The organism is Rhodobium orientis (assembly GCF_003258835.1).
Lineage (GTDB): Bacteria > Pseudomonadota > Alphaproteobacteria > Rhizobiales > Rhodobiaceae > Rhodobium > Rhodobium orientis.
The window spans coordinates 104,265-130,574 of record NZ_NPEV01000003.1 but is presented as its reverse complement, the minus strand read 5'-3'; the positions used below and the strand labels follow the sequence as shown (position 1 = coordinate 130,574).

Here is a 26,310-nt window from a genome sequence, read left to right as displayed (position 1 = left end):
CCCCCTGCAGCCGACGCCGAAAGGCCGGCGCGTTCCGCGACGGGGCAGCGAATCCGGTCACCGTACTGGACAACATGTCTCCGGGCATCATGTGGTTATGAGAAGTCTTGCCCCCTGCGGCAAGTGCGCTGCGCGACAATCGTGAAAATTCGGTATTACGAACTTCACAATTTGAGCCCGGGGATTTACCCAAGGCAGAAGGCCGACACATTGACGCTGCGGGCGCGGGACTTACATTATCGGTTTCGAATATAAGCCGGCGCCGGTGCGGCGGACAAAAGGGACAAAGGGACGGCAAGAATGAGTGAAGTCACCAAGGAAATGATTCTGGAGCGCCTGCAGAAGGTGCGCGGACCGGACGGCAACGGCGACCTCGTGGAACTGGGGCTGGTGTCCGACATCTTCGTCTCCGGCGGCCGGGTCGCCTTTTCCATCACGGTCGATGCGGACAAGGCCAACGACCTGGAGCCGATGCGCAAGGCCGCCGAGGAGGTGGTGTCGCGCATTCCGGGCGTCGAGAGCGTCATGGTCGCGCTGACGGCGGAGCGCAAGCCCGGCAGCGGTGGGCCCGCGCCGCAGCAGGCCCGTCCGGCCGCCCCCGGTCCCGATCCGGCCAAGCCCGGCGTCGACGGCGTCAAGACGATCATCGCGGTCGCCTCCGGCAAGGGCGGCGTCGGCAAGTCGACGACGGCGATCAACCTCGCCCTCGGCCTGCAGGCGAATGGCCTCAAGGTCGGCGTGCTCGACGCCGACATCTACGGCCCGTCGCTGCCGCGGCTGTTGAAGATCGACCGGATGCCGGAGCCGCCCGCCGAGGGCAAGCTGAAGGCCTTCGAGGGCTACGGCCTCAAGGTCATGTCCATGGGCTTCCTCGTCGAAGAGGACACGCCGATGATCTGGCGCGGACCGATGGTGATGTCGGCGCTGACCCAGATGCTGCGCGAGGTCGACTGGGGCGATCTCGACGTCATGGTCGTCGACATGCCGCCGGGCACGGGCGACGCCCAGCTCACGATGGCCCAGCAGGTGCCGCTGGCCGGCGCCGTCATCGTCTCCACGCCGCAGGATCTCGCCCTGATCGATGCCCGCAAGGGCCTTGCCATGTTCAAGAAGGTCAGCGTGCCGGTGCTCGGCATTGTCGAGAACATGAGCTATTTCCTGTGCCCGTCCTGCGGCGAGCGTTCCGACATCTTCGGCCATGGCGGTGCCAGGGCCGAGGCCGAAAAGCTCGGCGCACCGTTCCTCGGCGAAGTGCCGCTGCACATGGCCATCCGCGAGACGTCGGATGCCGGAACGCCGGTCGTCGTCTCCGACCCGGACGGCCCGCACGCCAAGATCTTCAAGGACATCGCCGGCAAGGTGTGGGAGCAGGTGACGACCCGTCAGGGCGCCCAGCGCGCCGCGCCGAAGATCGTCATGGACTGACGAAAACCAATTCTCGGCAATGATTTGACGGCGGCTGCGGACTCTGTTCCGCAGCCGTTTTCTTTTGTGCGCATTTTGACGTGAGAAGGGCCGCTTCCGGTGCGAAAACGGCGCCCGGCGGCGCGGTGCGGAAAACCGATTCCTGCTCAATCCGTTGCCGCAGAAACCGGAATCAATATCTTCACGCACCGGTCGTGTTCATGCGGAGTGTCATGAACCGAAAGTTGTCTCGCAACAGGTGAAAAAACCACCGCGGAACCGGATGGTTGTGTCAGTTCGTTGACTCACTCCTCGCGGTGCAGGAAGCGCGTGGCAATGCCGCCGATGAGCGCCGCCGTGGCAAAGGAGGTCGACGCGATGGCAAGCGGCAGGGCGATGATCTCGCCGCTTTCCGTCGTGATCAGCGTCGTGATCATGTAGCTGGCGATGGCGCCGCCGCCGATCTGCAGGCTGCCGGCGAGACCGGAGGCCGCGCCCGCCCGGTCGGGCCGGACGCTGACCGCCCCGGACATGGTCGCCGGAATGACCATGCCGTTGGCCATGCCGATGAACAGCATCGGCCCGAACATGGCGATCGGATGGACGATGTCGGCAAGGAAGGCGGCGAGCATGACGAGGGCGGCGGCAAGGGCGAGCACGGTGCCGATGGCGATCAGACGCCGCGTGCCGATCCGCGACGCATAGCGCCCGGAGAACATGTTGCCGGTCATGTAGCCGAGGCCGATGAGGGCGAAATAGAACCCGTACTGGCTCGGCGTCAGGTGCATGACGTGCGAGGAGATGAAGGGGGCCGCGCCGAGGAAGCCGAAGAAGACGCCCGTCGTCAGCATCAGTGTCAGCGAATGGGCCCAGAACAGGGGATAGCGCGCCAGGATCGCAAAGCCGTCGAACATGCGGGCAAAGCCGCTGGAGCGGCCGCGGTTCATGTTGGTCTCCGACAGGCCGAACCAGGCGGCGATGAGCACGGCGACGCCGAGGGCGGCAACGAAGAAGAAGCTAGAGCGCCAGCCGAAGAACTGGTCGAGCACGCCGCCGATGGCAGGTGCGAAAAGCGGCGCGATCGCCATGCCGGCGGTGACGTAGCCGATCATCGAGGCGGCCTTTTCCTGCTCGAAGAGGTCGCGGACGATGGAGCGGGCCAGCACGATGCCGGCGCAGCCGCCGGCCGCCTGCAGGATGCGCCCGGCGATCAGCACTTCAACGGAACCGGCAAGCGCGCAGATCAGGCTGGAGACGATGAAAAGGGCCATGCCGGCGAGCACTACGGGCCGGCGGCCGAACATGTCGGACAGCGGGCCGAGGACGAGCTGGGCGATCGCCACGGCGCCGAGATAGAGCGACAGGGTGAGCTGCACGACCTCCGCGTTGGTGTCGAGCGCGACGATCATGCCCGGCATCGACGGCACGAAGATGTTGAGCGCCAGGGGATTGATCCAGGAGACCGCGATCAGGATGGCGAGCGACGGCGGGCGAATCGAAGTGTCGGCTACGGCGGGCGGCATGGTGGGCTTTCGAAATGAGGGGAGGCCGGCCGCGGCGGGAGAAGCTGCGGCACCTTGCCGCTAGCATATTCCCCGGCGGCCGAAAAAGGCAACTGCCGTCGACGATGATCAGCCGTTGGCGAGCGGCGGGCCGGCCCCCGGCGGGCGCGGAGGCGGCGCGGCCTCGGGGTCGGCCCGGCGCACCAGCCGTTCCCGGTGGAAGGTGTAGATGCCCGTGGCAATGACGATGGCGGCGCCGACGATCATCGGCAGATCCGGCACGTCGCCCCAGATCGCATAGCCGAGAATGCCGGCATAGAGCACGATGGCGTAGCGGAACGGTGACACGAAGCCGATGTCGGCAACGCGCATGGCGACGATGATGAAGAAGTAGCCGATGATGATGAAGACGGCCGCGGAAAACAGGAAGAACACCTCTGCGGCGCTCGGCATCACCCAGCTCTCAAACACCCCCATGGCAAGGCCGAGCACGGTGACGGTGAAGGTCGTCATCATGGTGATCGTCAGCGTCGGGATGTCGGCTGAGATCAGCCGGGTGGCGAGGTCGCGGATAACGATGAAGACGACCGCGGCAAGGGCGACCAGCGCCCACAGGTCGAAGCCGGAAAATCCCGGCCGGACGATGAGGAGGATGCCGCAAAAGCCGATGGTGACCGCCGTCCAGCGCCGCCAGCCGACGGCTTCCTTCAGGAGCACGGCCGAGGCCGCGGTGACCGCCAGCGGCGCGGTCTGAAGGATTACTGTCGCCTCGGCGATCGGCATGTGAAAGAGCGCGGCAAGGAACAGCACCGTGGCGCCGACCTCGCCGAAGATGCGCCAGGCAACGGCCTGCGAGCGCGGCACCCGGACCCGCCGGAAGGAGCCGGTGGCGACGAGGATCGCGACGATCATCGCCGAGGCGAAGATGCCCCTGACGAAGATGATTTCGCCGGTCGGCAGGTCCTCCGACACCGTCTTGGTGAAAGCGTCGTTGACCGTGTAGCCGAGCCCGGAGACCAGCATGGCCAGGGCGCCAGCCATGTTGCGGCCGACGGCTGTCTCTTGAAGGCGGGCGAAGTCGAACACGGCGGTAACGGACCCACGTCGGTTGGCGGGCGATGCGCCGGCTAGACATTAGGGATGGAAACGTCGTCGGGAAAGGTTCCCGGCGGCGGCAATCAGCCGCCGGTCACCGACATGTGGCGGATGACGTTGGGGCCGGCGTTCTGCCGGTCGATGACGAAGTCGTGGCCCTCGGGCTTGCGCGAGATCGCATCGTCGATGGCCCGCGACAGGAGCTCGTCGCCCTCCGAGGCGCGCAACGGCTCGCGCAGATCCGCGCTGTCGTTCTGGCCGAGGCAGAGATAGAGCATGCCGGTGCAGGTGACGCGCACCCGGTTGCAGCTTTCGCAGAAATTGTGGGTCATCGGCGTGATGAAGCCAAGCCGGCCGCCGGTCTCCGCAATGCCGACATAGCGCGCCGGACCGCCGGTGGAGTAGGCGGATTCGGTGAGCGTCAGGCGTTCGGAGAGCCTTGCCCGCACCTCCGACAGCGGCAGGTAGCGGTCGCAGCGGTCGTCGTCGATCTCGCCGAGCGGCATCGTCTCGATCAGCGTCATGTCGTAGCCGCGGCCGTGGGCATAGCGCAGCATCGGCTCGATTTCCGCCTCGTTGAAGTCGCGCAGCGCCACCATGTTGAGCTTGATGGCGATGCCGGCGCGGTCCGCCGCCTCAAGGCCGTCCAGCACCTTGGTAAGGTCGCCGCGGCGGGTGATGGAGCGGAACTTGTCCGCATCCAGCGTGTCGAGCGAGACGTTGATGCGCCTGACGCCGCAGTCGGCAAGTTCGGCGGCATAGCGGGAAAGCTGCGAGCCGTTGGTGGTCAGCGTCACCTCGCCGAGGGTGCCGGCATCGAGGTGGCGGCCGAGCGAGCGGAACAGCTCCATGATGCCCTTGCGCACCAGCGGCTCGCCGCCGGTGATGCGGATCCGCTTGACGCCCTTGCGGATGAAGGCGCTGCACAGGCGCTCAAGCTCTTCCAGCGTCAGCACCTCGCGCTTCGGCAGGAAGGTCATGTTCTCCGCCATGCAATAGACGCAGCGGAAATCGCAGCGGTCGGTGACGGAAACCCTGAGATAGGTGATGTCGCGCCCGAAAGGGTCGGTCAGCGTTCCGGTGGCGGGGACGAGTTCGGGATCGAAAGGCATTCGATGCTCCTGCGGCCGGAGGGGTCTTACTTGGCGCAGCTTCGGCGCCGGGGCGGTTCTTTTGTCGACGGCAACGCGCCAGGGCGCGTGCGCCCCGTCGATTTGGCGCAGATGCGTCCCTTTGACCACCCTTCGGCGCACACATATATACGCTCCGGCTTGTCATGCGAAGTCAAAAGCCTATGACCGGTATAACGAATTGAGAAACCGCGGGAGACAAACCATCGTGACCACAGAAGACCATCCCTGGCCGACGGAAATCCGGCTCAGCAAGGACCGGCGCACCCTGACGGTGGGCTTCGACAGCGGCGAGACCTTCGCCCTGCCGGCCGAGTTCCTGCGCATCGCATCGCCCTCCGCCGAGGTCCAGGGCCATTCGCCCGACCAGCGCAAGACGGTGCCGGGCAAGCGCAATGTGGAGATCCTGTCGCTGGAGCAGGTCGGCAACTACGCCGTCAAGATCACCTTCGACGACCTGCACGACACCGGCCTCTACACCTACGACTATCTCTGGGATGTCGGCCATCGCCAGGACGCGCTGTGGCAGCGCTATCTGGGCGAACTTGAGGCCCAGGGCCTGTCGCGCGAGCCGTAAGGCCGGTGCGTGTGGCCTTCTGGATTGCTTCGCTGCGCTCGCAATGACGGAAATTGCAATGAATTCAATGTCATTGCGAGGAGGCCGTCAGGCCGACGCGGAAATCCAGACGCACTTTTGCTCCTGGTGTGGGGTCTTTGGCCCGGATCGCTACCCCCGCCCCAACAATCGCGACAGCAGCGACGGCCGGGCTGCGCCCGCAACGGTGAGGTCGCCGGAAAGGAGCGCATCGGCGAGTCCGTCGATCAGGGCGTCTTCAGGGCTCGTTGCGGCATCGCGGTTGGCGGGGAAGGTGAAATACGAGGCGGGCAGGGGGACGCGGTCGTTGAGCGCTTCGATCTCCGGCCGGCAGGCGTCCTCGATGCGCGCGGCCAGCGCCGGCGTCACCAGCTTCAGCTTGCTGTCGGTCCAGCCGCGGCGGGTGGCAAGCCGCAGGAGGGCCGGCTCGATCTCGTCGCGATAACGCGCCGGGTCCATGCCGGTGGCCTTTGCCCGCGCCGCACAGGCGACCCGGAGCGCGATCAGCCGCTCGTCGGCGGACGCGTTGATGACCCTGGCGTCCGGCAGCCGCGGCGCCCCCTTTGCCAAAAGCGCCTCGGCACCCATCTCCCTGAGGAACACTTCCAAAAGATTGTCCCGGATTTCCTCGTAGAACAGCACCCGGACGTTCTCCGCGCCGAACGCCTTGGACCACTGGCGGTGGAGGCGGTCGAAGCGGAGCCGGTTGTCCTTGGTCACCCGGTGCTCCACGAAGGCGGCGAAATCGTCGTCGCGTTCGCTCTTGGTGATCTGGGAATACATCGACTGGATGAGGTCGATCGGATGCCTCAGGCAGAGGAGGACGGTGACCTCCATGCTGCCGAGCAGTTCGCGAAAACGCGCCATGTGCCGTGGCAGCGACAGGTCGAAGCACTCGGACGTCAAAAGCAGCGTTTCAGCGTTCGAGGCGGCAAAGGCCGGCAACACGTGGTGCCAGAGCATGCCGTTCGGCTCGAACTGCCTGGTCTTGCGCACCTCGCGGGCGAGATTGTGGGCGGCGACCACCCGGCTTCCCGACGGCGAGGGGCAGAAGAAGCCGAGATCCTCAAGCGCCTTGATATTCTCAAAGAGGCAGCGCTGCAGATAGGTGGTGCCGGTCTTGTGCAGGCCGATATGCAGGATCGCCCGCCGCCCGGCCTGAACCTGGCCGGCCGGCCCGGTGCCGCCGCTTGCCGCCGTCATGTCTGCCGTCATGTCTCGCGCACGTCATCCTGCCCGGCGCGAGGCGCCCGGGCCGACAAAAGAGAAGGCCGATGCTTAACGAAGCACCGGCCTTCTTGTCCACAAAAGCGTCTGCGGCGCGTCAGCGCTTGACGACGACCCGGTCGCCGACCTTCACCCGCTTGTAGAGGTCGATGACGTCCTCATTGGCAAGGCGGATGCAGCCCGAGGAGACCGCCTGGCCGATGGTCCAGGGCTCGTTGGAGCCGTGGATGCGGTAGATGGTCGAGCCGATATACATGGCGCGCGCGCCGAGCGGGTTGTTCGGGCCGCCCGGCATGTAGTGCGGCAGGCCCGGCTGGCGCTTGCGCATGGCCGGCGGCGGCGTCCAGCCCGGCCACTCGGCCTTGCGGGTGACGCGGTGCGTGCCGGACCACTGGAAGCCCGGACGGCCGACGCCGATGCCGTACTTCATCGCCTTGCCGTCGGACATGACGTAGTAGAGGCGGCGCTCATTGGTGTCGATAATGATGGTGCCCGGCCGGTGGCCGCCGTCATAGGACACTTCGGTACGCCGGATCGGCGACTTTCCGCTGCCGCGTCCGAAATAGGCGGGAACCTTGATGATCCCGTCTTCGCGCATCTTCAGCGTGCCGTCCGGCCGCACCGTGTAGGCGCCGGCGATGGTCGAGTAGGTCGTCGCGCCGAAAACGAGCGCCAAAGCGGCAAACGCCAGAGTGATTTTTCGCATCTGAAGCCCTTCAGTCCGTCAGTGTGAATCCCGGTCGGGATCGGATCGAATTCATCGGGTCGAATTCATCGGGTCGAATTCGGGCCGCCTCGGCCAACCGGCACGTAGCGGTACAGCGCGGCATTCTGATAATGCGGCGATTCCATGGCAACTGACATTTCTGCGATCAGGCCGGCGTTTGCGAATTTTGGATGTTGTGTTGTCGACAGGACACGGTGACGCACGGTGCAAGGCCCATTCGAGCCGGTTCGGCACCCGGTCTGGAAAGGCTTTGTTAAGGATTCCGGGAAGAAAGGCGACATCCGGCGCCCGGTCGGGGCGTCGGACATCTGCTCCGGTGCAACGATTCGCGTCCCGGCATCAGCCGAGGTTGAGTTCCTTGAAGAAGTCGTTGCCCTTGTCGTCGATGACGATGAAGGCCGGGAAGTCCTCCACCTCGATGCGCCAGATCGCCTCCATGCCGAGTTCGGGGTATTCCACGACCTCGACCTTCTTGATGCAGTCCTGGGCGAGCCGGGCGGCGGGGCCGCCGATCGAGCCGAGATAGAAGCCGCCGTGCTTCTCGCAGGCATCGCGTACCTGCGGCGAGCGGTTGCCCTTGGCCAGCATGACCATGGAGCCGCCGAGGGCCTGGAACGGGTCCACATAGGCGTCCATGCGCCCGGCCGTGGTCGGGCCGAACGAGCCCGAGGCGTAGCCCTCCGGCGTCTTGGCGGGGCCGGCATAGTAGATCGGATGGTTCTTGAAATAGTCGGGCAGGTCCTCGCCGGCCTCGATGCGGGCGCGCAGCTTGGCGTGGGCGAGGTCGCGCGCGACGATTACCGGACCGGTCAGCGACAGCCGCGTCTTGATCGGATGGCGCGAGAGTTCGGCAAGGATCTCCGGCATCGGCCGGGTGAGATCGATCTTGACGACGTCGCCGCCCAGCTTGGACTCGTCGAACTCCGGCATGTACTTGGCCGGCTCGGTCTCGAGCTGTTCCAGGAAGATGCCCTCGGACGTGATCTTGCCGAGCGCCTGGCGGTCGGCCGAGCAGGACACGCCAATGCCGATCGGCAGCGAGGCGCCGTGCCGCGGCAGCCGGATGACGCGCACGTCGTGGCAGAAATACTTGCCGCCGAACTGGGCGCCGACGCCGGTCTTGCGGGTCAGGATCTGGACCTTTTCCTCCCACTCCAGATCGCGGAAGGCATGGCCCGCTTCCGAGCCGGAGGTCGGCAGATTGTCCAGATAGTGGCAGGAGGCGAGCTTCACCGTCTTCAGGTTCATTTCCGCCGAGGTGCCGCCGATGACGACGGCAAGGTGATAGGGCGGGCAGGCCGCGGTGCCGAGCGTCAGGATCTTTTCCGCAATGAAGGACAGCATCCTGTCTTCGGTCAGCAGTGACGGCGTTCCCTGGAACAGGAACGTCTTGTTGGCCGAGCCGCCGCCCTTGGCGACGAACAGAAACTTGTAGGCGTCCTCGCCCTCCGCATAGAGCTCGATCTGCGCCGGCAAATTGTTGGCGGTGTTCTTCTCCTCGAACATGGCCAGCGGCGCGAGCTGCGAATAGCGCAGGTTCTTCTTCAGATACGCATCGCGCGTTCCCTTTGCCAGCGCCGCCTCGTCGCTGCCATCGGTCCAGATGAGCCGGCCCTTCTTGCCCATGACGATGGCGGTGCCGGTGTCCTGGCACATGGGAAGGACGCCGCCGGCGGAGATGCAGGCGTTCTTCAAAAGGTCGTAGGCAACGAAGCGGTCGTTGTCGGTCGCCTCGGGGTCGTCGAGGATCGACGCGAGCTGCTTCAGATGGCCGGGCCTGAGGTAATGGTTGATGTCCTTGAACGCCTCTTCGGCCAAAAGCCTCAGGCCTTCCGGGTCGACCTTGAGGATGGTGTTGCCCTCGAATTCGGAGGTCGAGACGTAGTCGCCGGTGAGCTTGCGATAGGGCGTGTCGTCGGCGCCGAGCGGCAGCAGCGGGGTGTGGTCGAAGGCGGGCATCCGGGTCTCCGGTTCGTCGATCAGCTCGCGGCCCATCTTGCGATAGGGGGACAGGTCGGCATTGGGGCTTTCGGGCGGGCTTTCAGGATCGGACATTGGAATATCTCCCAGGGGATTCTGTCCCGGTCTGGCGGGGAGGGGATGTCCGGTATGTAGACCACGGAGCACGCTCCGCCAACCCATGCGCTGCCGCGCATGGGTCCCGGAAGGGCTGCAATCGAAGGGGGTCCGGGCGCGGCCGCCGCCGCTATCTGGTGGCGGTCAGCGAGATCGTGACGATGACGTCGTCGCCGATCATTTCCACCGGGACGCCGGTGCCGAGGCCGAAATCGGTGCGCTTGACGGTGGTCTTGCCGGACATCTTTGCGCTGTTGCCGTCGACGGTCAGCGTGAACGGCAGGGTCACCGGCTTGGCGATGTCGCGGATCGTCAGCTCGCCCTTGGCCTCGTAGCTGTCGTCGCCGGTCTTGGTGAAGCTGGATGCCGTGAACGTGGCCATCGGGTGGGCCTTGGCGTTGAACCAGTTCGGCGCCGGCAGGTTGGCGTCCTTCTGCGCATCGCCGGTCTCGATCTTCGTGGTGTCGAAGACGACGTCGACATTGCCGGCGTTCATGTCGGCGGGATCGAAGGTGATGTCGGCCTCAAAGCCGTTGAAGGTGCCGGTGAACGGCTTGCCGGCCTGGGTCGCGGTGAAGCCGACGGTGCTCTTTGCGGGATCGACGATCCAGCCGCTGGCCGCCGCCGCGGCACTGTGAACGGGCATGCCCAGGAGCGCGGCAACGGCGATCGCGGAGGCGACCCGCGCAAGGCGGGGGAGCGAAAGGGAGAAAAGGGTCATGCGGGTTCCGTCGTTTTCGAGGTTGGGTCAGCGAATACCGTAGCGTCCGGGGCCGGTCGAGACCATCCGCGTGAGGATATCGTCCCGGTCGACGAAATGGTGCTTCAGCGCGGCGGCGATGTGAAGGACGACGACGACGATGAGGAGATAGGCGAGCGCCTCGTGCACTTCCTTCAGGGTCGCTTCGGCCACCGCCGGCTCGCCGAGGAAGCCCGGCACCGGCAGGTGCGGCACCTGGAACAGATTGAAATAGAGCGTCGGGATGCCGAGCGTGGAGGCCGACACCATCAGCCAGCCGGAAAGCGGCATGGCGATGAGGAGGAGATAGAGCGCCAGGTGGGTGAGATGTGCGCCGGCCTTCTGCCAGTCGGGCAGGGTGGCGGGCAGCCGCGGCGCCGGATTGGCGAAGCGCCACAGGAGCCTGACGACGACGAGGCCGAGCAGGGTCAGCCCGAACGACTTGTGGAGCTGGTAGAGCTGGAACTTGTTGGGGTCGGTGAGTTCCAGCCCGCTCATATACATGCCGACCACGATCATGGCGACGATCATCGCCGCGATCAGCCAGTGGAGCGCGATGGCCACAAGGCCGTAACCGGATGTCGTGTTGCGCAGCATGGTCGAATGCCTCGGTTCGCACATGAAAGGGTCGGGCGGCGCCACCCGTTCCTGGGGGAAGGAGAGGAGGGCAGCGCCGCCCGTCTGTCAATCTTTACGGCATCGCGGCCGCTATCGGCTGACAGTTATTTGGCCGCCGCTTCCAGGTCGATGACGATGTCGACCTCGTCGCTGACCGCCGGCACGAAGGTGGTCATGCCCCATTCGGAGCGCTTGATGGTGCCGGTCGCATGGAAGCCGACGGCCTTGGCGCCGCTCATCGGGTGTGCGCCGAGCTTGGGCACGGTGACGTCAAGGGTCACCGGCTTGGTGACGCCGAGCATGGTCAGATCGCCGGTCATCTTCAGCATATCGTCGCCGGTCTTTTCCACGGAGGTCGACTTGAACGTCATCTCCGGAAATTCGGCGACGTTGAAGAAGTCCTTGCTCTTCAGGTGCTCGTTGCGCTTGTCGTAGAAGGTGTCGAGGCTGTCGGTGGCGATCGTCACCGTGACGGCGGAGTTCGCCGGCGTCTCTTCGTCGATCGTCAGCGCGCCGTCGAAGGTGTTGAAGCGCCCATGGGCGGTGGAAAAGCCGAGATGGTTGATGGTGAAGGTGATGTTGGCGTGGGTCTTGTCGAAGGCGTAGTCGACCGGCTCGGCGAGTGCGCTGGCGGCGAAGGCGCCGGAAAGGGCGAGGGCGGTAACGGCGGCAAAAGCGGTGTTGCGGATCATGCGGGACGTACCTCGTGGAAGGAAAAAGGAATGTGTGTTCCCGCTAGGTGGCACCGTGGCCGCCTGCCATCAATATGACCGGCGTGGATTGACTGTTTACCGGTGCGAAACAGTCACAGGCGCGTGAGGTGCATTGGGTCGCGCGTTAGTGAACGCTAATAGAGTGCCGAACGCCTAGCGGCTGGCTAGGAGGCGCGCTCCGAACAGGCAGAAAACAGCGCCGAAGGCGATCTCGAGCTGGTTGGCGAAACCGCGATAGCCGGCGCGCAGGCGCGGCAGCGAAAAGACCAGTGCATAAATCGCATAAACCGCAAACGAGATCGCCATCGAGACGCCGGCAAACAGAACGGCGACGGCAAGCGGCATGCCCGGCACGACGACAAGGGCCGCGATCGAGGTCCACAACAGCATCGCCTTCGGATTGGTGCCGACGACGACGAAGCCGCGCAGGAACGAATTTCCGATGCTCGCCGACGCCGCGCCGTTGCGCATCAGGGCGGCGTTGCCCGCAAGGCCGGCCCGGATCGCCCGCGCCCCGACGACGATGAGATAGACCCCGCCGGCAATGCGCAGGATGTCGGTCGACCAGGGATAGGCGGAAAAGACGAGGGTGAGGCCGAGGACGGCGGCGAGCGCCCAGAAGAAGGTGCCGGCGGCAACGCCCGCGGCAACGGCAAGCGCGAAGCGGCGTCCGTTGCCGAGCGCGCTGGCGGCGACGGCCAGGAGATTGGGGCCGGGCGCCGCCGCGGCGGCGAGCAGCGCGACCCAGCCGATGACAAGGCCTTCCAGGGAAAACGCGGACATCAGACGCTGCCTTTCTTTTCTACCACGAGAATGCGCGACGGCTCCAGCGGATGGGCGACGTGCTCCGTGCCGACGCCGGCATGGAAGATGTCGCCGGCGGTCATGCGGACGGATTTCTCGATGCCTCCCTCGCGCAGCTTCATGTCGACGGTGCCGGAGAGCACCACGAACACCTCCTCGCCGTCATTGACGTGCCAGCGATAGGGCGCGTCGGTCCAGTGGACGCGGACCGTGGCGCCCTCGACCTCGGCAATGTCGAGCGCGTCCCACGCCGCTGTGCCGGAAAAATCGCGCCAGTCGATGAGGCTCATGGAAGGATCCGTCCGCGCGTCGGGCTACTGGTGAGGGTGGTGCATGTCGTGGGCGTTGCCGGCATAGCCGCGCAGCGTGTTGTAGAGGTGGCGCTGGTGCGGCGTCAGAAGCGGCGTTGCCGCAAGATGCGCCTCCATATGGACGACCCGCAATCTGCTGCGCGCGTCTTCGGCCGCCGCGACCCGCGCCCGCAACGTCTCGGCATCGATGGTGCCGGCGCGGAACGCCGCGTCGAGGGCCTTTTCCGCCGCGATCAGTTCCGGCCCGAGCCGCTGCGCATCGGCCTGCATCGTCTCGAACAGCGCTGCGATGTCGTCGCGCTGCTGCGGGCTCAGCGCCAGTTCGTCCGCCATGTCGAGGATGTGGCGCGGGCCCGGATAGCCGTTGAACTCGGCGGGCCGTGCCAGCCCCCAGCCGGCGCCGGCCTTCAGCGCCTCGACGTCTTCGGCCGAAAGCGTGCTGACGGCGCGGTCCTGCTGATCTGCATAGTGCGCGTGCGGCAGCCCGGAATTGGCGATCGCGGCGGCAGCGCTCATCAACAGCCCGAAAACCGTCACCGCAGTCCGTGTGAGAATGCCCATACCTTGCCTCCGTCCGTGATGTCGCCCGGCACCAGAAGATGTGGCGCGAGGGCCGATCGGAAAGGCCCCTGGGAACGGCCTTTCCGTTTGCGCCAGCCTATCACGAACGATCCGCCGGCCGGAACGGCCTCGGGGCAAGGCAACGGGGCGCTATTCTGGCTGGCAGATTTCCCCGCCGGCGATGGCCTTCGTGGTGCGGTAGAGCAGGATCAGGATGATCGCCGACAGGACCGCGAAGAGGGCAAAGCCGAGGCCGGTGTGGAAGCCGGATTGCGTTCCCTTGGCATAGACCCAGGTGGCGATGGTGATCGCGGCCATCGGGAAGGAATAGGCCCACCACGACATGGCAAAGGGCAGCCGCGCCAGCCGGTCGAGCTGCATGGTCACGAGCAGCGTGAAGAACAGGCCCGCATAGTAGAGGATGCGGGCAAAGGCATCGATCGGCCCGCCGGTCAGCTTCATATAGGCGAGGAACGCGACCGCCGGCGGCGCGATCAGGATGACCAGCGTCGGGTAGAGCCGCTCCGGCAGCGGATGGTGGAAGATCAGGCGGTTGAAGACGAGGACCAGCAGGATGACCCAGAAGACGAGGCCGATGGCAAAGAAGAACCAGCAGATCTCGGTATAGCCGAAATCCGTGCCGGCGACCGGGACGATGACGTTGCCGACGGCGGGAATGAACCAGGCCGGGTTGATGTGTGGTGTCTCGAACGAGCGGTGGCCGATCCAGGTCGAGATCACAGCGAGCGTGGCACCGAGATGTCCGGCGGTGCCGACGAACCAGAGGATGCGGGCGACGTCGGGCTGGTAGGGCCGGAGCGCGGTGGCCAGCAGGATCAGGCCGATGGTGATCGCCGGGAAGAAGGCGATGCGCACCGGGTGGTTCCATTCCGCGATGACCGCGGCCCGGTGCCGCAACAGCTTGGTCAGGTAGAAGGCACCGATGATGATAAAGGCGGCGACGGAGACGACGACGAACGCAAGGCTCCAGACATGCGGCACGCCGAGGGTCGCCTCCATGCGTTCCACCGCCAGGGTGAGGCCGGACAAGCCCATGACCACGGCAAAAAAGGAAACCGGGAAATGTATCAATCGCGCACCGCTATTCACCGCGTCCATCCGGGTCACTCCATGGTTTCGGCCGTGTTTCGGGAATGGCGACTCGGGTCCATTCGAGGTCGCTAATATGCGTCGTTTACAGGGGGGCTATGATCGAAATCAATGCTAATTAGCAATTTCCAACCCAGTTTATTGCGACCTTACGTCCCGTTTTTCCGGATTCCACGACGAAAACGCCAATCCCGTTTGACACCGGCTAAAGCGGCGCCGTTAATGCTCATTTATACAACCATCGGAATGGGTTCAGGAGTCCGGAACCAGTGCGCCTCACACATCATTCGAACTATGCGATGCGGCTCTTGATGTTCTGCGCGCTGTCCGACCGGCCGGTATCGCGCATCGCCGACATCGCCAAGGCCTATCGGATCTCGGAAAACCACCTGACCAAGATCGCCCAGTGCCTGTCGCATATCGGCGTCATCGAGACGGTCCGCGGCCGCAATGGCGGCGTGCGCCTGTCCGCGGCGCCCGAGGACATCAATGTCGGCGCCGTGATCCGGGTGACGGAAGAGAATCTGTGCCTCGTGGAGTGTTTCGACGACGGCACCAACACCTGTCCGATCGCCGCTTGCTGCCGGCTGAAGGCGATCCTGGAGCGTGGCCTCGACGCCTTTCTGTCGGTGCTCGACGGCTACACCCTTGCCGACCTCATTGCCTCGCCGGGACCGCTGCGCTCCGGCCTCGGGCTTGAGGAAGAGGCTGCCGAGGGCGCGCCCGTGGTGCCCGGCCGCGGCGACGGGGCAAAGGCCATCCGCCAGGTTGCCGCCAGCTGAGTCAGGCGGGCCGCGCCTCTCCCGGAATATCGCCGAAACGGCCGGTTTGCTGCCGAAAACGGCGCGCAGCAGACGGCTCTGTGCCCTTCGCGCAACGGTAGATCGCGTATAGATTGTATTCCCCAGGAAATGCGAGGAAATCGCGCAACCTGCGCTTAACATTGTTGCAGAAATACACTATTCTTATTTGAGTAATAGCTTATATTAGAATCCATCCAGTGGTGTAGCGGATCGATGGCCGGAGCGTTCCTTCCGCGGACTGTTTTGTTCCGAGGGAGCCGGCGGCGGTCCTCCTGAATGTCCTGATGCAGCTCCCCCGAGGCTTTTCGGGGTTCCTCTCTGTTTGTCGACGGTCGCAGCCTCCCTTCTTCTGCGAGCGGCCGGACTAACTTTTCCGCGGAAACCTGCCGGTTTCCGCGGATTTTTCTTTTCCCCTTCGGCAAACCCTCAAAACGTGACGGCCGTCACAGTCGGCGCCGGCGTATCTCCGCATATTGGGGACAACGAGGCGACGCCGATGGGGCCGGTCCTCGAGGGAACAGCGACGAAAGGAAAATCCGATGTTCAAGAAGACCACCCTGGCCATCATTGCCCTGACCATCGCCGGCTCCGCGGTCGTCTCCACCTCCGCCTCCGCCGGCAGGCGCGACACCGGCTCCGACCGCGCCATGCTGGAAGAACTCGACCGCGACGAGGCTCGCGGCGGCCCCTGGGTCGAAGGCGCCCGCGCCCCCGGCATGGTGCGCTACCGGGTCTGCCAGAACCTGCCGACAACCGTTTACGACGAGGATCTCGGCGAACGGGTCGTCGTCGTCAAGAAACAGTGCTGGTGGCAGTAGCCGCCGACACGACCCGGACGGCGCCGGCATGCACCGGTCGCCGCATGTCTGGGGCAACGGGGGGTTCCGCGATCCGCGGAGCCCCTTTGCTTTGTTGTGGCCCGACGTGCGTCAGGGCCCGGTGCGCGTCAAGGATTGAGCACCTGGGTCTTGGTCCGGCCGCCGCCGCAGACATAGCAGCAGCGTTGACAGCCCCTGGCATTGTCCTTGCCGACACCCCAGTAGCTCGAACTCTGGTTGCGGACCCAGGCGCCGTAGCAGATGGATTCGCCCCGGCGGCAGTCGAGCTTGAAGGTGTGGGTGTCCCAGTCGCGGATCAGGTAGACCTCGCCGTCGCCCGGCCAGGCCGCGTTGCGGTCCTGGGAGTAGAACTCCACGGCAACGGTGTTCGGATGCTCGCTGCGCACCTGCCAGGTCAGCGTCTCGGCCGCCGCCGACGCAACGTCGGACAGCGCAAAAAGGGCGGTGCACAGCACCGCAAACGTCACAAGAAACCTCGTCCTCATGGTCGGTTTCCCCCCCCGATTGATTTTTTGTTTGTCTTATTCGGGAAGACTAATTCAAAAACACGAATGAGTGCTAGGGGAATCGTTGTGGCGATCTGGAAGTGCAGAGGAAGGATTGGTATGATCCGGTCATGGACGAGATCGCTGACAAGAAGCCGGTACCGGCGCATCTGGTGACGGAACAACCCGAATCCGACGATCCGGAATACCAGGCATTTGCCAAGTCAAAGATCGAACGCGCGCTAAAAGCTGCCGACGCGGACCCGAACGGCCGTGTATCCATGCGCGACGTCTGGAAAAAGTTCGGCCTTGAACATTAGCTTCACGGCCGACGCGCTGGCCGATCTGGAAAACATACACGGCTTCATTAGTGAACATGACCGGCAGTCGGCGCAAAACACGATTGCCCGCATCTTGCAATCCATTGCAATGCTTGAGCAATTTCCGCTGATTGGGCGACCGGGCAGGGTGCGTTCCACCCGTGAACTAACTATTCCCGGTCTGCCGTATTTCGCCGTCTACCGGATCGCGAGCGAGACGGAAGTCGATGTGATTGGAGTGTTGCACACACGTATGATCTATCCGCGGCAAGACCATTGACGCGAGAAACTGTCGGCCTTTCGATCTCGATAGGCATCGTTTCTGCCGCAGGTCTGAAGGTAGCTGACAACGGTGACTGAGCGCCTCCGCTCTTGCCGTGCCTGCCGGCTACCGCAGTTAGGCAGTGATGAACGCTTTTCTCAGCATCACCGGCCGCGTCCTGATTGCTCTCTTGTTCGTGGGCGGTGCGGTCCAAAAAATCCTCGACCCGGCGCCCGTCCAGCAGATGATCGCCGGCATCGGTCTTCCCGAATGGTTCGTCTGGCCGGTCGCGGCGTTCAACGCCGTTGCCGCGGTCTGCCTCGTTGCCGGGCCGCACATCCGGCTGTGGGCGCTGGCGCTGGCAGTTTACTGCCTGTTCACGAGCTGGTTCCACTGGCAGCTCCGCGCCGATCCCTGGCAGGTCACGATCATGGTCAAGAACTGGGCCATTGCCGGCGGGCTATTGGCGATTGCCGCGCAAAGCCCTCGGACGCTGTGGCGCGGATGGCAGCGTTGAACGAAGTGAAGTCGGCGTGAGAGAAATCGAAGCCAAGGGCTTCGCAAGGCGGACCGGCCGCCGGCGCTTATGCGCCGCGCCATCGCAGGCGTGAGCGAAGCGAACTGCCGTGAGATGCCCCAACGAAGCCAAGGGCTTCGCAAGGCCGACCGGCCGCCAGAGCTCATGCGAGGCCCTCACGGAGCCAGCGAGCGAAGCGAGTTTGGCGTGAGAGAAATCGAAGCCGTTGGCTTCGCAAGCGCGACTGCGCGCCCGAGCCGATGCGAGGCCCCCGCGGAGGTCATGAGCGAAGCGAATTGACCGTGAGCGAAAAAATGGTGGGCGGTACTGGGATTGAACCAGTGACCCCTCGCGTGTGAAGCGAGTGCTCTCCCGCTGAGCTAACCGCCCGATTGGGTGCGCGGATTTAAGGGTTGGCCCCCCGGGAAGTCAAGCCTTTGCAGTGCACGCCGGCCGAATGGCCGCGCCGGCGTGGCCTCAGCCCGCGGTCATCGCCCCGCGCAGCTCCGAAACCGCCCCGGCGAGCTCGTCGAAATGGGAGATGATCCGGTCCGGCCCGAGCTCGGCAACCGGGATGTCGGTGTAGCCGAAATCGACGGCGACGACGGGGACGGCGGCGTTCTTGGCCGCGTTGATGTCGGCGGCCGAGTCGCCGACCATGATCGCGTTGGTCGCTTCGCCGCCGGCCGCCTCGATGGTCTTGATGAGGTGCTGCGGGTCGGGCTTGCGCACGCCGAAGGTGTCCGGCCCGCCGATCGCGTCGAACAGCCGCGTCAGGTCGAGTTCGTCGAGCAGCCGCCGGGTCAGCGCCTCCAGCTTGTTGGTACAGACAGCGAGCTTCCAGCCCTCCGCGCGGAAGCCTTCGAGCGCTTCGACGACCCCGGGGAAGGGGTGGCTTTCCACCGCGATATGCTCCGCATAGTGCTCCAGGAAGGCCTCGAAAAGGGTCTCCAGCCGCGCGCCTTCGAGTGTTTCGCCATGGGCGGCAAAGCCGCGCTGCAGCATGATCTTGGCGCCCTGGCCGACCATGCCGCGCACCTGCTTGAGGCTGACGGGGGCAAGTCCCTCGCGCTCCAGGATGACGTTGAGGGTCCCCATCAGGTCGGGGGCGGTCTCGATCAGCGTGCCGTCGAGATCGATGGCAAGGACGGGCGGTTTCTGCATTTTTTGTCTCTATCTGAGCGGTCTGGCGAGGAAGCTGTGGATCGGCAGCGGGCGCGCCGGCCCGACCCGGCGATCCGGGAATGGTTTATACAATGGGGCCCTGGCGCCGCTCCGGCAACCCTTTGCGCGCGCCGTTCGGAACCTATCGACGCCGTTCGGACTTTCCACTATCGTGCCGCCGATCATGACGGCATGCGGCCCCGGAAGGAGCGCCGCACACCGCCGTTCCCGTCTTTCCGGGATCGTCCCGGAGGAGACCGCCGATCGCCCCGCCGGCTGCCACCATTGCGCGCCGCCGGCGCTCCGGGCCTCGGCGGCCAGAACCGTCATTCAAGGAGGAAATCCCGATGCGGCTTTCAGATCCGTCGCTGCTGAAGGAGCAGTGCTATATCAACGGCCAATGGGTCGGCGAGCCGACGATGGCCGTCACCGATCCGGCGACCGGCGCCGAACTCGCCAAGGTGCCCCAGTTCGGCGCCGAGGAGACCCGCGAGGCGATCGACAAGGCAAAGGCCGCGTTCCCGGCCTGGGCGAAAAAGACCGCCAAGGAGCGCTCGGCGATCCTGCGCCGCTGGTTCGACCTGATGCTGGAGAACAAGGACGACCTTGCCCTCCTGATGACGAGCGAGCAGGGCAAGCCGCTCACCGAGGCCGCCGGCGAGATCGTCTATGCCGCCTCGTTCATCGAGTTCTTCGCCGAGGAGGCCAAGCGCATCTACGGCGAGACCATCCCGTCCTACCGCGCCGATGCCCGCATCGTCTGCATCCGCCAGCCGATCGGCGTCGTCGCCGCGATCACACCGTGGAACTTCCCCGCCGCGATGATCACCCGCAAGGCCGCCCCGGCGCTGGCCGCCGGCTGCCCGATCGTCGTCAAGCCGGCGAGCGAGACGCCGCTGTCGGCGCTTGCCCTGGCCGAACTCGCCGAGCGCGCCGGCATCCCCGCCGGCATCTTCAATGTCGTCACCGGCAAGGCCTCCAAGATCGGCGGCGAGATGACGTCGAACCCGGACGTCAAGGCGATCACCTTCACCGGGTCGACCGAGATCGGCCGGCTGCTGATGGAGCAGGCCGCTTCGACCATTAAAAAGGTGGGCCTGGAACTCGGCGGCAACGCACCGTTCATCGTCTTCGACGACGCCGATCTCGACGCTGCCGTGGAAGGCGCGCTCGCCTCGAAATACCGCAACATGGGCCAGACCTGCGTCTGCGCCAACCGCATCTACGTGCAGGATGCCGTTTATGACGCCTTTGCCGAAAAGCTCTCGGCCAAGGTCAAGGAAATGAAGGTCGGCACCGGCACCGAGGAGGGCGTCGTCCAGGGCCCGCTCATTAACATGGCGGCAATCGAAAAGGTCGAGGAGCACATCGCCGACGCCCTCGGCAAGGGCGCGAAAGTGGTCACCGGCGGCGAACGCCATGCCCTTGGCGGCACCTTCTTCCAGCCGACCGTGCTGACCGGCGTCACCCCTGCCATGATGGTCGCCCGCGAGGAGACCTTCGGTCCCGTCGCCCCGCTCTTCCGCTTCTCCGAAGAGGACGAGGTGGTCGCCATGGCCAACGACACCGAGTTCGGTCTGGCGGCCTATTTCTTCGCCCGCGACCTCGGCCGCGTCTGGCGCGTCGGCGAGGGTCTGGAATACGGCATGGTCGGCATCAACACCGGCATCATCTCCACCGAGGTGGCCCCGTTCGGCGGCGTCAAGCAGTCGGGCATCGGCCGCGAAGGCTCCTCGCACGGCGTCGAGGAGTTCGTGGAGATCAAATACATGCTGATGGCGGGCCTCTGATCCGCCCGCAGAACCTGTAATACCGGCCGGCCGGCGCCGAAAACGCGCCGGCCGCGTCCTGTTGCGATATCTTGGCGCCCGGCGCCGGCCATGCTAATCAGCGGCCGACGGGGAACGGCACATTCGGGAGCGTGTGATCCAATGAGCGACGATTTCAAGCGCGCCGCGGCAGTCGCTGCGCTCGCCGAAGTCCAGTCCGGCATGCGGCTCGGTCTCGGCACCGGCTCGACGGCCGACCACTTCATCCGGCTGATCGGCGAGAAGGTCGCCGCCGGCTTCGATATTCTCGCCGTGCCGACCTCGGAACGCACGGCCGAGCTTGCCGGCGAACTGGGCATCCCGCTCTCCACCCTCGACGAGACGCCGGAACTCGACCTGACGGTCGACGGCGCCGACGAACTCGATCGCTATTTGCGGCTCGTCAAGGGCGGCGGCGGGGCGCTTTTGCGCGAAAAGATCGTCGCCACGGCCTCCGCCCGCATGGTGGTGATCGCCGACAGTTCCAAGCTGGTGCGCATGATCGGCGCCTTCCCGCTGCCGATCGAGGTCGTGCCCTTCGGGCTTGAGTCGACCAGGCGCGCGATCATGTCGAACGCCTCCGCCCTCGGCCTCACCGGCGAGATCGTCCTGCGCGGCGGCAAGGAGACCCCATTCGTCACCGACGGCGGGCACTACATCCTCGATGCATCTTTTCGCCAGATTGCCGCGCCAGAAGCGTTGAGCGAATCGCTCGGCGCCATTCCGGGCGTGGTCGAGCACGGGCTGTTCATCGGCATCGCGGACGCCGCCTATGTTGCGGGTCCCGATGGCACCGAATGCCTGAAGCCCTGAGAAATCCACACGACGGCACGCGTCGTCACCGAACGGAGAAAGACATGACCCTTTCCAAAACTGTCGGCACCGCCGCGCTGGCGCTGGCCGTCATGCTCGTCGCCGGTGCCCTCAACCTGACGCCGGCGGCGGCCCAGGAAGAAACCTTCACGCCGGAGCACATGAAGGCCGCCGAGGCCGCCGTCGAGGCGACCCGCTCCAACTACGGCTTCGACGAGATCCTGCCGATCGTCGCCAGCCAGACCAAGCAGCAGCTCGTGCGCCAGAACCCCGAGTTCGCCCGCGAAATCGACGCCATGGTCAACGACGTCGCGCTCTCCATGGCCGGCAAGCGCGTTGATCTCGACAAGATGATCGAGGAGATCTGGGCCCGCCGCTTCACCAAGGAAGAGCTGGACGAGATCACCGCCTTCTACACTTCTCCGGTCGGCGCCAAGCTGGCCGAGAAATCGGCCGAGCTGTCGACCCTGTCGATCGGCGCCGCGCGGGAATACCGCAACCAGCTTGGCATCGACATGCTGGAACAGGCCCAGAAGGAAATGGAAAAGATCGCCGCTGCCGCGCCCGAAAAAAAGGCCGAGTAGCGCCAAAGCGCACGTCTCCGTTTCCGTTTTCAGTAGGTTTTGCGTAATGCGTGCCGGACCGGCCTTCCGGTCCGGCCAGTAAGGAGGCCCCCATGAGCGGCTACGACTACGATCTTTTCGTCATCGGGGCCGGATCGGGCGGCGTGCGGGCCGCGCGCATCGCCGCGGGCTATGGGGCCAGGGTCGCGATCGCCGAGGAATACCGGGTCGGCGGCACCTGCGTCATCCGCGGCTGCGTGCCGAAGAAGCTCCTCGTCTATGCCTCCAAATTCGGCGAGGAATTCGAGGACGCCGCCGGCTTCGGCTGGTCGGTCGGTGAGACGAAATTCGACTGGAAGACCCTGATCGCCAACAAGGACCGGGAGATCGACCGGCTCAACAAGGTCTATCTCACCAATCTGGAGCGCTCCGGCGTCGAGATTGTCATGAGCCGGGCGACGGTCGCCGGCCCGAACGAGGTCCGTCTGCTCGCCGACGACCGCACGGTTTCCGCCAAATACATTTTGATCGCGACGGGCGCGACGCCCTTCCTCGACAGCTCCGTTACCGGCATCGAGCACGCTATCACCTCCAACGAGGCCTTCCATCTGGAAGACTTCCCCGAGCGGGTGACCGTCGTCGGCGGCGGCTACATCGCCGTTGAGTTCGCCGGCATCTTCGCCGGCCTCGGCGCCAGGACGACGCTGCTTTATCGCGGCGAGGAGATTCTGCGCGGCTTCGACATGGACATGCGCACGCTGCTGCACGAGGAGATGGAAAAGAAGGGTATCGACGTCATCACCGGCGACCGCTTCACCGCCATCGAGAAGAGCGGTGCGGCGCTGGTCGGCCGGACCGAGGCGGGCCGGACCATCGAGGCGGACCAGATCATGTATGCCATCGGCCGGCGCCCTGCGACGGCAGGGCTCGGCCTGGAAGAGGCCGGCGTCGAACTGACCAAGAATGGCGCCGTCGTCGTCGACGCCCAGTCGAAGTCGTCCGTTGCCTCGATCTATGCCGTCGGCGATGCCACCGACCGGGTCAACCTGACCCCGGTGGCGATCCGCGAGGGCCATGCCTTCGCCGACACCGTGTTCGGGGCCAGGAACGTCACCGTCGACCATTCCAATATCGCGACGGCTGTGTTCTCCCAGCCGGAGATCGGCACGGTCGGCCTCACCGAGGACGAGGCCTGCGACCGCTTCGATGCCGTCGACATCTACCGCGCCCGCTTCCGCGCCATGAAGCACACGCTGACCGGCCGCGACGAGCGGATGCTGATGAAGGTCATCGTCGACGCCGCCAGCGACACCGTGCTCGGCGTCCACGTCATGGGCCCGGATGCCGGCGAGATGGCCCAGCTTCTCGGCATCGCCATCAAGATGGGCGCCACCAAGGCCGATTTCGACCGCACCGTCGCCGTCCACCCGACGGCGGCCGAGGAACTCGTCACCATGCGCGAGCCGAGCGAGCGCTATCGCGCGCGTGAGGCCCATGTGGCGGCAGCAGGCATCGGCGAGGCGGCGGTCGGCTCGGCCGGGGCCGGCGAGGCGGCCAAGCCAGTCACCGGCGTGGAGGTGCGCGAGGCGCGCGAGACCGATTTCGCCATCCTTGCCAAGATCGGCATGCATTCCTGGCAGGCCTCGATCGGCTCGCAGCTTGCCGGCGACGCCTGGAAGCGGCTGCGCGACGAAAAGCCGTTCGAGCATCTCCTGGCATCGGCCGGCGGCCCGGTCCTGGTCGCGACCCTCGACGGCGAGCCGGTGGGCTTTGCCATCGTCGCCTCGGGCCAGGGGGCGATCAGCGAAATCTGGGTGGCGCCGAGCGCCTGGGCAAACGGTGCCGGCGAGGCCCTTCTCGCCGCGCTTGAGGAAGCGCTTGCCGCGCGCGACGCCAAATATGTCGACCTAGACCTGTTCGCCGGCAACCGCCGCGCCCTCAGGTTCTTCCGCACCCGCGGCTTTTCCGACCGTTCGCGCGAAAAGCGCTACGACAACCTGGCCGGTACCGAGATCGACACCATCCGCCTCAGGAAGCCGCTGGCGACATAGCGGTTGACCATTTCGGTCTGCGTTGGTTGTCGCAGGGCTGCATTTTTAACCCGAGCGGCACTGGTAGTAGACGGCTGCACTGGATTGCTTCGCTCCGCTCGCAATGACAATAACCGATGTCATTGCGAGGAGGCCGAAAGGCCGACGCGGCAATCCAGATCCTTTTCAGTCGATCCAGCGCGCGCCGGCCTCGGCAAGGATGCGGTCGAAAAGGTCTTCCTCCTCGGCCGTGATCCGCACCGCGCGGCGGTAGCGCGGCTCGGCCCGGTCGCGCCGGATCGGCACCTGCCAGCCCGCGGTGGTCTCCACGAAGTGGCGCACGCCGAGGACGCCCCAGCGCTCGAAATAGCCGCGCAGCACGCAATCCACATAGCTCTGGATGACGGGGTGATCCTCGTCGCCCCAGCGTTCGTGCTCCCGTTTCACCCGGTAGACGATGCGGGTCGTGGGCGCGGCGGCGGCATCGCCGTCCGGGGAAAAGGCCGCGAGGTCGAGATCGTGCCGGTCGTAGCGCCATTCGCGTTCGTCGAGGTCGGCAAGCTCGGAGCGCGGATAAAGGATCAGCGTGCCGCGGATCGCCGAGCCGTCTGCCGGTTCCGCCGTCAGGCCGCAGGTGTGGCCGATCGGCGTCTTGCCGGCGATCCGCCAGGCCCGGCGAAAGCCGGAAAGCGTGCCGGGAATGCTGGGCGTCCCCGGCGGCAGGGTCGCCTGGTTGACGAGGGAGCCGTAGCCGAAGACGGCGATCATGTCGGTCATGGTCAGGATGCTCTTGGGGAAGGGGAACTGCGGACAGACGCCTCACCGTAACGATGCGGCGCGCAGCATCAAGGGTGTTGACCCGCTCTCGGAATCGACTAACGGAAGGTGACGACTGACGGGGAGGGAAGGCCATGCCGGAGCTCGATATCGATCGCCTGCGCGCCGAGACGCCGGGCGTAGAGATGGTGCTGCATTTCAACAATGCCGGCTCGGCCCTGCCGACCCGCGCCGTCGTCGAGGCGCTGAAGACCCATCTCGACCTGGAAGCCATGATCGGCGGCTACGAGGCGGCAAGCGCGGCGGCGGCCAAGGTCGCGGATTTCTACCCGGCGATCGCCGATCTTATCGGCGCCGAGCCGGGCGAGGTCGCCTTCATCGAGAACGCCACCCGCGCCTGGGACATGGCGTTCTATGCCATTCCGTTCCGCGAGGGCGACCGGGTCATCACCTGCCGCTCCGAATATGTCTCCAACTACGTTGCCTTCCTGCAGATGAGGGACCGCGCCGGCATCGAGATCGACGTGGTGCCGGACGACGAGCACGGCCAGATCGACGTTGCCGCCCTTGCGAACATGGTCGCGCCGAAGACCCGGCTGATCGCCATCACCCACGTGCCGACCCAGGGCGGTCTGGTCAATCCGGCCGCCGCCGTCGGCGACGTCGCCCGCCGTTTCGGCATCCCCTATCTGCTCGATGCCTGCCAGTCGGTCGGCCAGCTCGATGTGAACGTCAGGGAAATCGGCTGCACCATGCTGTCGGCCACCGGGCGGAAGTACCTCCGCGGGCCGCGCGGGACGGGGTTCCTCTGGGTCGACCGCAACGCCATTGCCGACCTGGAGCCGCCCTTCGTCGACCTCGCTGCCGCCGACTGGCTCGATGCGGAGAGCTTCGAATGGAAGCCCGACGCGAAGCGCTTCGAGAACTGGGAGCGCTACGTCGCCGGCCAGATCGCGCTCGGCGTTGCCGCCCGCTATGCCGGAAACCTGGGCATGGCGGCGATCGAGGCGCGCGTGAAGATGCTCGCCGATATTCTGCGCGGCGAACTGGAAAAGATCCCCGGCGTCTCGGTGCACGACCTCGGCGTTGAGAAATGCGGTATCGTCACCTTCCTGAAAGAGGGAGAGACACCGCTCGCCACCCGCCAGCGGCTGTCGAAACGCTCCATCAACGTCACCCACAGCCAGGCGCGCTCGGCCCAACTCGACCTGCCGCGGCGAGGGTTCGATGCCTTGGTGCGCGCATCGGTCCACTACTACAATACCGAGGCCGAGATCGAAGCCTTCTGCCGTGCCGTGCGGGATGACTAGCCCGGGA

At 65.6% G+C, this 26,310-nt stretch carries 28 protein-coding genes, 1 tRNA gene and 1 pseudogene; 13 read left to right on the top strand and 17 right to left on the bottom strand.

Annotated elements, in window-relative coordinates:
• Positions 1-300 precede the first annotated feature (300 nt).
• Positions 301-1,425: an iron-sulfur cluster carrier protein ApbC gene (gene apbC, locus CH339_RS02865; protein WP_111432764.1), complete on the top strand. Its 1,125-nt coding sequence runs from the start codon at positions 301-303 to the stop codon at positions 1,423-1,425.
• Positions 1,426-1,709: 284 nt separating this feature from the next.
• Here apbC and CH339_RS02860 read toward each other — a convergent pair whose 3' ends face one another.
• The 3 genes from CH339_RS02860 to moaA form a co-directional block, all read right to left on the bottom strand.
• On the bottom strand, positions 1,710-2,927 hold the full coding sequence (locus tag CH339_RS02860; RefSeq protein WP_111432763.1) for a multidrug effflux MFS transporter: 1,218 nt from the start codon (positions 2,925-2,927) through the stop codon (positions 1,710-1,712).
• 108 nt (positions 2,928-3,035) lie between these two features.
• Positions 3,036-3,947, bottom strand: a complete 912-nt coding sequence (locus CH339_RS02855; RefSeq protein WP_111432806.1) for a DMT family transporter — start codon at positions 3,945-3,947, stop codon at positions 3,036-3,038.
• A gap of 137 nt (positions 3,948-4,084) precedes the next feature.
• Entirely contained in the window at positions 4,085-5,113 is a 1,029-nt protein-coding gene (moaA, locus tag CH339_RS02850; protein WP_111432762.1) for a GTP 3',8-cyclase MoaA, read from the bottom strand.
• 226 nt (positions 5,114-5,339) lie between these two features.
• Between moaA and CH339_RS25075 the strand changes: the two genes are divergently transcribed.
• Positions 5,340-5,708, top strand: coding sequence for a gamma-butyrobetaine hydroxylase family protein (locus CH339_RS25075; RefSeq protein WP_245408092.1), 369 nt, complete (start codon positions 5,340-5,342; stop codon positions 5,706-5,708).
• 150 nt (positions 5,709-5,858) lie between these two features.
• Here CH339_RS25075 and CH339_RS02840 read toward each other — a convergent pair whose 3' ends face one another.
• The 10 genes from CH339_RS02840 to CH339_RS02795 all read right to left on the bottom strand — a co-directional run bounded on the left by CH339_RS02840 (position 5,859) and on the right by CH339_RS02795 (position 14,621).
• A complete protein-coding gene (locus tag CH339_RS02840) occupies positions 5,859-6,941 on the bottom strand; it encodes a sulfotransferase domain-containing protein (protein ID WP_111432761.1) in 1,083 nt (360 codons plus the stop codon).
• A 109-nt stretch (positions 6,942-7,050) separates the two neighbouring features.
• Complete coding sequence (locus CH339_RS02835) at positions 7,051-7,659, bottom strand: L,D-transpeptidase (RefSeq protein ID WP_111432760.1); 609 nt, start codon at positions 7,657-7,659, stop codon at positions 7,051-7,053.
• A 360-nt stretch (positions 7,660-8,019) separates the two neighbouring features.
• Complete coding sequence (locus CH339_RS02830; RefSeq protein WP_111432804.1) at positions 8,020-9,639, bottom strand: fumarate hydratase; 1,620 nt, start codon at positions 9,637-9,639, stop codon at positions 8,020-8,022.
• Between the two features lie 247 nt (positions 9,640-9,886).
• Complete coding sequence (locus CH339_RS02825; RefSeq protein WP_111432759.1) at positions 9,887-10,477, bottom strand: YceI family protein; 591 nt, start codon at positions 10,475-10,477, stop codon at positions 9,887-9,889.
• A 27-nt stretch (positions 10,478-10,504) separates the two neighbouring features.
• Entirely contained in the window at positions 10,505-11,092 is a 588-nt protein-coding gene (locus CH339_RS02820) for a cytochrome b (RefSeq protein WP_111432803.1), read from the bottom strand.
• A gap of 125 nt (positions 11,093-11,217) precedes the next feature.
• Positions 11,218-11,805, bottom strand: coding sequence for a YceI family protein (locus CH339_RS02815; RefSeq protein ID WP_111432758.1), 588 nt, complete (start codon positions 11,803-11,805; stop codon positions 11,218-11,220).
• 174 nt (positions 11,806-11,979) lie between these two features.
• On the bottom strand, positions 11,980-12,609 hold the full coding sequence (locus CH339_RS02810; RefSeq protein WP_111432757.1) for a LysE family translocator: 630 nt from the start codon (positions 12,607-12,609) through the stop codon (positions 11,980-11,982).
• On the bottom strand, positions 12,609-12,920 hold the full coding sequence (locus CH339_RS02805) for a cupin domain-containing protein (RefSeq protein ID WP_111432756.1): 312 nt from the start codon (positions 12,918-12,920) through the stop codon (positions 12,609-12,611). Before CH339_RS02805 ends, CH339_RS02810 begins: the two co-directional genes overlap by 1 nt.
• A gap of 24 nt (positions 12,921-12,944) precedes the next feature.
• Positions 12,945-13,502, bottom strand: a complete 558-nt coding sequence (locus CH339_RS02800; RefSeq protein ID WP_111432755.1) for a Spy/CpxP family protein refolding chaperone — start codon at positions 13,500-13,502, stop codon at positions 12,945-12,947.
• 150 nt (positions 13,503-13,652) lie between these two features.
• Complete coding sequence (locus CH339_RS02795) at positions 13,653-14,621, bottom strand: SLAC1 anion channel family protein (protein ID WP_111432754.1); 969 nt, start codon at positions 14,619-14,621, stop codon at positions 13,653-13,655.
• A 260-nt stretch (positions 14,622-14,881) separates the two neighbouring features.
• Between CH339_RS02795 and CH339_RS02790 the strand changes: the two genes are divergently transcribed.
• Positions 14,882-15,394, top strand: coding sequence for an Rrf2 family transcriptional regulator (locus CH339_RS02790; protein ID WP_111432753.1), 513 nt, complete (start codon positions 14,882-14,884; stop codon positions 15,392-15,394).
• A gap of 560 nt (positions 15,395-15,954) precedes the next feature.
• Positions 15,955-16,233 (top strand): hypothetical protein, encoded by a 279-nt coding sequence (locus CH339_RS02785; RefSeq protein ID WP_111432752.1) that lies wholly within the window; start codon positions 15,955-15,957, stop codon positions 16,231-16,233.
• A 128-nt stretch (positions 16,234-16,361) separates the two neighbouring features.
• On the opposite strand, the gene CH339_RS02780 is transcribed toward CH339_RS02785, so the two are convergent.
• Positions 16,362-16,739 carry a hypothetical protein gene (locus CH339_RS02780; RefSeq protein ID WP_201240978.1) on the bottom strand — a complete coding sequence of 126 codons (378 nt, stop codon included), beginning with the start codon at positions 16,737-16,739 and terminating at the stop codon, positions 16,362-16,364.
• Between the two features lie 131 nt (positions 16,740-16,870).
• On the opposite strand from CH339_RS02780, the gene CH339_RS24245 reads away from it, so the two are divergent.
• The 3 genes from CH339_RS24245 to CH339_RS02770 all read left to right on the top strand — a co-directional run bounded on the left by CH339_RS24245 (position 16,871) and on the right by CH339_RS02770 (position 17,838).
• Complete coding sequence (locus CH339_RS24245) at positions 16,871-17,059, top strand: hypothetical protein (RefSeq protein WP_146610098.1); 189 nt, start codon at positions 16,871-16,873, stop codon at positions 17,057-17,059.
• Positions 17,049-17,339 carry a type II toxin-antitoxin system RelE/ParE family toxin gene (locus tag CH339_RS02775; protein ID WP_170138378.1) on the top strand — a complete coding sequence of 97 codons (291 nt, stop codon included), beginning with the start codon at positions 17,049-17,051 and terminating at the stop codon, positions 17,337-17,339. Before CH339_RS24245 ends, CH339_RS02775 begins: the two co-directional genes overlap by 11 nt.
• Positions 17,340-17,466: 127 nt before the next feature.
• Complete coding sequence (locus CH339_RS02770; protein WP_111432750.1) at positions 17,467-17,838, top strand: DoxX family protein; 372 nt, start codon at positions 17,467-17,469, stop codon at positions 17,836-17,838.
• Between the two features lie 315 nt (positions 17,839-18,153).
• Here CH339_RS02770 and CH339_RS02765 read toward each other — a convergent pair.
• A tRNA-Val gene (locus CH339_RS02765) sits at positions 18,154-18,228 on the bottom strand.
• Between the two features lie 87 nt (positions 18,229-18,315).
• On the bottom strand, positions 18,316-19,002 hold the full coding sequence (gene gph, locus CH339_RS02760; protein WP_111432749.1) for a phosphoglycolate phosphatase: 687 nt from the start codon (positions 19,000-19,002) through the stop codon (positions 18,316-18,318).
• Between the two features lie 347 nt (positions 19,003-19,349).
• Between gph and CH339_RS02755 the strand changes: the two genes are divergently transcribed.
• From CH339_RS02755 to CH339_RS25070, 5 genes and pseudogenes are all read left to right on the top strand, one after another.
• Complete coding sequence (locus CH339_RS02755; RefSeq protein ID WP_111432748.1) at positions 19,350-20,792, top strand: NAD-dependent succinate-semialdehyde dehydrogenase; 1,443 nt, start codon at positions 19,350-19,352, stop codon at positions 20,790-20,792.
• 141 nt (positions 20,793-20,933) lie between these two features.
• The gene (rpiA, locus tag CH339_RS02750) at positions 20,934-21,623 is read left to right on the top strand and encodes a ribose-5-phosphate isomerase RpiA (protein ID WP_111432747.1); all 690 of its coding nucleotides are present in this window, start codon (positions 20,934-20,936) and stop codon (positions 21,621-21,623) included.
• A 44-nt stretch (positions 21,624-21,667) separates the two neighbouring features.
• Positions 21,668-22,207: a DUF2059 domain-containing protein gene (locus tag CH339_RS02745; RefSeq protein ID WP_170138377.1), complete on the top strand. Its 540-nt coding sequence runs from the start codon at positions 21,668-21,670 to the stop codon at positions 22,205-22,207.
• 92 nt (positions 22,208-22,299) lie between these two features.
• Positions 22,300-23,664, top strand: a pseudogene (gene gor, locus CH339_RS02740) (glutathione-disulfide reductase); the annotation flags it as partial.
• Positions 23,641-24,237 carry a GNAT family N-acetyltransferase gene (locus tag CH339_RS25070; RefSeq protein WP_306461165.1) on the top strand — a complete coding sequence of 199 codons (597 nt, stop codon included), beginning with the start codon at positions 23,641-23,643 and terminating at the stop codon, positions 24,235-24,237. The pseudogene gor and the gene CH339_RS25070, both read left to right, overlap by 24 nt.
• A 165-nt stretch (positions 24,238-24,402) precedes the next feature.
• On the opposite strand, the gene CH339_RS02735 is transcribed toward CH339_RS25070, so the two are convergent.
• On the bottom strand, positions 24,403-24,993 hold the full coding sequence (locus tag CH339_RS02735; protein ID WP_111432744.1) for a gamma-glutamylcyclotransferase family protein: 591 nt from the start codon (positions 24,991-24,993) through the stop codon (positions 24,403-24,405).
• A gap of 134 nt (positions 24,994-25,127) precedes the next feature.
• Between CH339_RS02735 and CH339_RS02730 the strand changes: the two genes are divergently transcribed.
• Positions 25,128-26,303, top strand: a complete 1,176-nt coding sequence (locus CH339_RS02730) for an aminotransferase class V-fold PLP-dependent enzyme (protein ID WP_111432743.1) — start codon at positions 25,128-25,130, stop codon at positions 26,301-26,303.
• The last annotated feature ends 7 nt before the right edge of the window (positions 26,304-26,310 follow it).

Excerpts from the sequence above, each read along its gene's own strand:
- apbC (WP_111432764.1), top strand. The coding sequence starts at position 301 with ATGAGTGAAGTCACCAAGGAAATGATTCTGGAGCGCCTGCAGAAGGTG.
- CH339_RS02860 (WP_111432763.1), bottom strand. The coding sequence starts at position 2,927 with ATGCCGCCCGCCGTAGCCGACACTTCGATTCGCCCGCCGTCGCTCGCC.
- CH339_RS02855 (WP_111432806.1), bottom strand. The coding sequence starts at position 3,947 with ATGGCTGGCGCCCTGGCCATGCTGGTCTCCGGGCTCGGCTACACGGTC.
- moaA (WP_111432762.1), bottom strand. The coding sequence starts at position 5,113 with ATGCCTTTCGATCCCGAACTCGTCCCCGCCACCGGAACGCTGACCGAC.
- CH339_RS02840 (WP_111432761.1), bottom strand. The coding sequence starts at position 6,941 with ATGACGGCAGACATGACGGCGGCAAGCGGCGGCACCGGGCCGGCCGGC.
- CH339_RS02835 (WP_111432760.1), bottom strand. The coding sequence starts at position 7,659 with ATGCGAAAAATCACTCTGGCGTTTGCCGCTTTGGCGCTCGTTTTCGGC.
- CH339_RS02830 (WP_111432804.1), bottom strand. The coding sequence starts at position 9,639 with ATGCCCGCCTTCGACCACACCCCGCTGCTGCCGCTCGGCGCCGACGAC.
- CH339_RS02825 (WP_111432759.1), bottom strand. The coding sequence starts at position 10,477 with ATGACCCTTTTCTCCCTTTCGCTCCCCCGCCTTGCGCGGGTCGCCTCC.
- CH339_RS02820 (WP_111432803.1), bottom strand. The coding sequence starts at position 11,092 with ATGCTGCGCAACACGACATCCGGTTACGGCCTTGTGGCCATCGCGCTC.
- CH339_RS02815 (WP_111432758.1), bottom strand. The coding sequence starts at position 11,805 with ATGATCCGCAACACCGCTTTTGCCGCCGTTACCGCCCTCGCCCTTTCC.
- CH339_RS02810 (WP_111432757.1), bottom strand. The coding sequence starts at position 12,609 with ATGTCCGCGTTTTCCCTGGAAGGCCTTGTCATCGGCTGGGTCGCGCTG.
- CH339_RS02805 (WP_111432756.1), bottom strand. The coding sequence starts at position 12,920 with ATGAGCCTCATCGACTGGCGCGATTTTTCCGGCACAGCGGCGTGGGAC.
- CH339_RS02800 (WP_111432755.1), bottom strand. The coding sequence starts at position 13,502 with ATGGGCATTCTCACACGGACTGCGGTGACGGTTTTCGGGCTGTTGATG.
- CH339_RS02795 (WP_111432754.1), bottom strand. The coding sequence starts at position 14,621 with ATGGACGCGGTGAATAGCGGTGCGCGATTGATACATTTCCCGGTTTCC.
- CH339_RS02785 (WP_111432752.1), top strand. The coding sequence starts at position 15,955 with ATGTTCAAGAAGACCACCCTGGCCATCATTGCCCTGACCATCGCCGGC.
- CH339_RS02780 (WP_201240978.1), bottom strand. The coding sequence starts at position 16,739 with ATGAGGACGAGGTTTCTTGTGACGTTTGCGGTGCTGTGCACCGCCCTT.
- CH339_RS24245 (WP_146610098.1), top strand. The coding sequence starts at position 16,871 with ATGGACGAGATCGCTGACAAGAAGCCGGTACCGGCGCATCTGGTGACG.
- CH339_RS02770 (WP_111432750.1), top strand. The coding sequence starts at position 17,467 with ATGAACGCTTTTCTCAGCATCACCGGCCGCGTCCTGATTGCTCTCTTG.
- gph (WP_111432749.1), bottom strand. The coding sequence starts at position 19,002 with ATGCAGAAACCGCCCGTCCTTGCCATCGATCTCGACGGCACGCTGATC.
- CH339_RS02755 (WP_111432748.1), top strand. The coding sequence starts at position 19,350 with ATGCGGCTTTCAGATCCGTCGCTGCTGAAGGAGCAGTGCTATATCAAC.
- rpiA (WP_111432747.1), top strand. The coding sequence starts at position 20,934 with ATGAGCGACGATTTCAAGCGCGCCGCGGCAGTCGCTGCGCTCGCCGAA.
- CH339_RS02745 (WP_170138377.1), top strand. The coding sequence starts at position 21,668 with ATGACCCTTTCCAAAACTGTCGGCACCGCCGCGCTGGCGCTGGCCGTC.
- CH339_RS25070 (WP_306461165.1), top strand. The coding sequence starts at position 23,641 with ATGCGCGAGCCGAGCGAGCGCTATCGCGCGCGTGAGGCCCATGTGGCG.
- CH339_RS02735 (WP_111432744.1), bottom strand. The coding sequence starts at position 24,993 with ATGACCGACATGATCGCCGTCTTCGGCTACGGCTCCCTCGTCAACCAG.
- CH339_RS02730 (WP_111432743.1), top strand. The coding sequence starts at position 25,128 with ATGCCGGAGCTCGATATCGATCGCCTGCGCGCCGAGACGCCGGGCGTA.